Source organism: Nocardioides sp. (assembly GCF_047607365.1).
In the GTDB taxonomy this organism is placed as follows: domain Bacteria; phylum Actinomycetota; class Actinomycetes; order Propionibacteriales; family Nocardioidaceae; genus Nocardioides.
On sequence record NZ_JASGDD010000197.1, the window covers coordinates 1 to 3,627 of the forward strand.

4 protein-coding genes are annotated in these 3,627 nt (G+C 75.0%); all 4 read left to right on the plus strand.

Annotated elements, in window-relative coordinates:
- Positions 1–324, plus strand: a 324-nt coding sequence (locus QM572_RS15240; RefSeq protein ID WP_415094590.1) for a chorismate-binding protein, incomplete at its 5' end; no start/stop codon positions are given.
- On the plus strand, positions 324–2,039 hold the full coding sequence (locus tag QM572_RS15245; RefSeq protein WP_415094592.1) for a (2,3-dihydroxybenzoyl)adenylate synthase: 1,716 nt from the start codon (positions 324–326) through the stop codon (positions 2,037–2,039). The genes QM572_RS15240 and QM572_RS15245, both read left to right, overlap by 1 nt.
- Positions 2,036–2,968, plus strand: coding sequence for an isochorismatase family protein (locus QM572_RS15250; RefSeq protein ID WP_415094594.1), 933 nt, complete (start codon positions 2,036–2,038; stop codon positions 2,966–2,968). The genes QM572_RS15245 and QM572_RS15250 overlap by 4 nt, the downstream gene beginning before the upstream one ends.
- Positions 2,968–3,627, plus strand: a 660-nt coding sequence (locus QM572_RS15255) for a condensation domain-containing protein (RefSeq protein WP_415094596.1), incomplete at its 3' end; no start/stop codon positions are given. The genes QM572_RS15250 and QM572_RS15255, both read left to right, overlap by 1 nt.

Below are 3,627 nucleotides of genomic sequence, written 5' to 3' on the forward strand. Positions count from 1 at the left end.
CTGCCGACGGCGCTGGACCTCGCCCGCCTGCTCCACCCGACGCCCGCGGTCGCCGGCGTGCCCGCCGAGGCGGCGCGTGCCGCGATCGCCGAGCTCGAGGGTGCGAGCCGCGGTCCGCTGACCGGCGTGGTCGGCTGGGTCGACGCGCACGGCGACGGCGAGTTCGCGCTGGCGATCCGCTCCGGCGTACTCGCCGGGGATACGCTGCGGCTCTTCGCCGGCGCCGGCGTCGTGACCGGGTCGAATCCCGATGCCGAGGTCGCCGAGACCGGCGCCAAGCTGGCCACGATGCTGCGGGCCGTCGGCGTCGAGGCGGGCATGTGATGAGGTCGCCGCTGCTTCCGGTGCGGGGCATCCCCGAGGACGTCGCCGCGGGCTACCGCGCCGCGGGCCTGTGGACGGGCGAGACCTTCCCCGCCTTCGTCGCCGATCGCTGCGCCCGCTTCGCCGACCGGCTCGCCGTCGTCGGCCGCGACGCCGGCGGCAGCGAGGTCCGCTGGACGTACGCCGACCTCCTCGCCGCCTCCGACGCCGCCATCGACCGGCTCCTGGCCGCCGGCGTCGAGCTGGGCGACCGCGTCGTCGTCGCCCTGCCCAACATCCCCGAGTTCGTCGCCGTGATCGCGGCGATCTTCCGCATGGGCGCGATCCCGATCTTCGCCCTCCCCACCCACGGCCCGTTGGAGCTCGGCCAGTTCATCGAGCTGGCCGACCCCGCGGCGCTGGTGGTCGCCTCGGCGCGGGGCGCCGACTGGCCCGGTGTCCTGCGAGCGAGCAGCGAGCGGGTGACGGGTGGGCCGCCGGCGCTGGTTGATCTCGCCTTCCCGTCGACCCCGTCCACCCGTCGTACCTCTGGCCCCTCCAGCCCCACGACCCAGCCGGGTGGGGAACTTCTCGGGGGGCGTGCCGACCCAGAAGTTCCCGAGTCACCGGTTAACCGGGGACTCCTCCCCGAGGCCGGCGCCGTCGCCCTGCTGCAGCTGTCGGGCGGAACGACGGGCGTCTCGAAGCTCATCCCGAGAACCCACGACGACTACCTCTACTCGGTGCGGGCGAGTGCGGAGATCTGCGGGGTGAGTGAGGAGACGGTGATGCTCGTCAGCCTCCCCGCGGCGCACAACTTCGCGATGAGCTCGCCGGGCATCCTGGGTGTGCTCCATGCGGGAGGGGCCGTCGTGCTCGCCCCCGATCCCAGCCCCGGCACAGCCTTCCGCCTGATCGAGGCCGAGCGCGTGACGATGGCGAGCCTCGTCCCGCCGCTCGCCCAGGCGTGGGTCTCGGCAGCCCGGCGCAGGAAACCCGACCTCAGCAGCCTCGACCTGATCCAGGTCGGCGGCGCCCGCCTGGCGGACACGATCGCGGCCGCGATCGGCCCGGTGCTCGGCGCGCGGCTGCAACAGGTCTTCGGCATGGCCGAGGGACTGGTCAACTACACCCGCCTCGACGACCCCGACGAGCTCGTCACCACCACCCAGGGCCGTCCCATCAGCCCGTACGACGAGGTGCGGGTCGTCGACGCCGAGGACCGTCCCGTGCGGCCGGGCACGGAGGGCAGCCTGCTGACCCGCGGGCCGTACACGATCCGCGGCTATTACGGCTCGCCGCAGGCCGACGCCGACTCCTTCACCGCCGACGGGTTCTACCGCACCGGCGACCTCGTCCGCCAGCTCCCGAGCGGCCACCTCGTCGTCACCGGGCGCGACAAGGACCAGATCAATCGGGCGGGGGAGAAGGTCGCGACCGACGAGCTCGAGGGGCTCGCGCTCACCTGCCCCGGCGTGCTCGACGCGGTCGCGGTCGGCGCGCCCGACCCCTATCTCGGCGAGCGGATCGTGCTCGTCGTACGCCTCGATCCCGAGCACGTGCCCGACGGACCGCCCGACGTGCGCGCGCATCTCACGGCCGCGGGGCTCGCGAGCCACAAGGTCCCCGACGACGTGGTCGTGCTCGACGCCTTCCCCGCGACGCACGTCGGCAAGAACTCCCGCCGCGAGCTGCGGCGCCTCCTCGCCACCGATCTGACAGGAGCACCACGATGACCCTCCCCACGCTCGTCGACTACGCCACTCCCACCGACCTCCCCCGCTCGCGAGCCGGCTGGACGCTGGAGCGCGACCGCGCGGCCGTGCTCGTGCACGACCTCCAGCGCTACTTCCTGCGGCCGTTCGCGCCCGGCTGCGCGGTCGTCACCGACGCGCTGGTCCACACCGCCGCGGTGATCGAGGCCGCGCGCTCCGCCGGCGTGCCGGTCTTCTACACCGCCCAGACCGGCGAGCGTGACGCCGCGGTCCCGCGTGGCCTGCAGGGAGACCTCTGGGGCGGCGGGATGAGCCCCGTCGCGGACCACACCGAGATCGTGCCGGAGGTCGCCCCGGCCGCAGGCGACACCGTCCTGGTCAAGCACCGCTACAGCGCGTTCGCGCACTCCGACCTGGCGGAGCGCCTGCGCGCCGAGGGCCGCGACCAGCTCGTCATCACCGGGGTCTACGCCCATATCGGGGTGCTGGCGACCACGTTCGACGCCTTCCAGCGGGAGGTCCAGCCCTTCGTCGTCGCCGACGCCGTCGCCGACCTCTCCGAGGAGGACCACGCCCGGGCGCTGGCCCAGGTGGCCGGCTGCTGCGGGTCGGTGACGACCGCCTCCCGGGTGCTGGAGGCCCTCGCCGTCGACGCGGGAGACGCGGGAGAGACCGGGGACGCGGGCGGGCTCGACGCGCTGGTCCGGAGCACGCTCGACGGCCTGCTCCCGGCCGAGGCCGTCGAGGCGGCCTTCGCCGACCCCGAGGCCAACCTCTTCGAGCTCGGCCTGGACTCGCTGCGCGCCTTCGAGCTGCTGGACGCCCTCGCCGAGGCGGGCACCGACATCGACTTCGGCGAGTTCGCCCGCGAGGCGTCGGTCGCCTTCGTGCGCGCCAGCGCGCGAAGCGGCCACGACGACGTGCGGGGCCGCGCGTCCGTCGCCGTCTGATGCCGGCCCCGACGGACGGCTGGCTTCCGCTCACCCCGGCTCAGCGCGGCCTCTTCTTCGCCCACCAGCTCGACCCGGCCAACCCCTGCTACACCACCGCCGAGGTGGTCCAGGTCGACGCCGCGGAGGGGCGCCTGGACCCGGCCCGCCTGCGCGAGGCCGTCGGGTGCGCGTACGCCGAGTTCGAGCAGCTCCGCGTCGAGCTGGCGCTCCGCCCGGACGGTCCGGTGCAGCGCGTCCGGCCCCTCCGGGACACGGGAGTGGTGGCGCTGCCGGTCGTGGAGGTCGCCGGGCCGGACGAGGCGGAGGAGTGGATGCGGTCCGAGCTGGCTCGTCCGCTCGACCTGCTCGGGGGCGAGCTGACCCGGACCGCACTGCTGCGGCTGCCCGAGGCGGACTGGTGGCTCCACGCGGCCCACCACGTCGTCCTCGACGGGTACGCCGTGCAGCAGCTCCTCCGCCGGATCGCGGAGCTCTACGCCGGCGCCCCGGCCGCCGCTCCGGCGGTGAGCCTCGCCGAGGTCGTCGAGCCCGACGACCCCGGTGCGAAGGAGTTCTGGGCCGTGCGCCTCGACGGCTACGACGGCCCGGCCTCCCTGGCCGGCGTCGCCGCGCCGCCCTCCGCCACCGCCCTCCGGCGCGCGGTCGAGCTCCCCGAC

Bases quoted from the DNA above. Each gene is read 5' to 3' on its own strand.
- QM572_RS15245 (WP_415094592.1), top strand. From the start codon at position 324: ATGAGGTCGCCGCTGCTTCCGGTGCGGGGCATCCCCGAGGACGTCGCC.
- QM572_RS15250 (WP_415094594.1), top strand. From the start codon at position 2,036: ATGACCCTCCCCACGCTCGTCGACTACGCCACTCCCACCGACCTCCCC.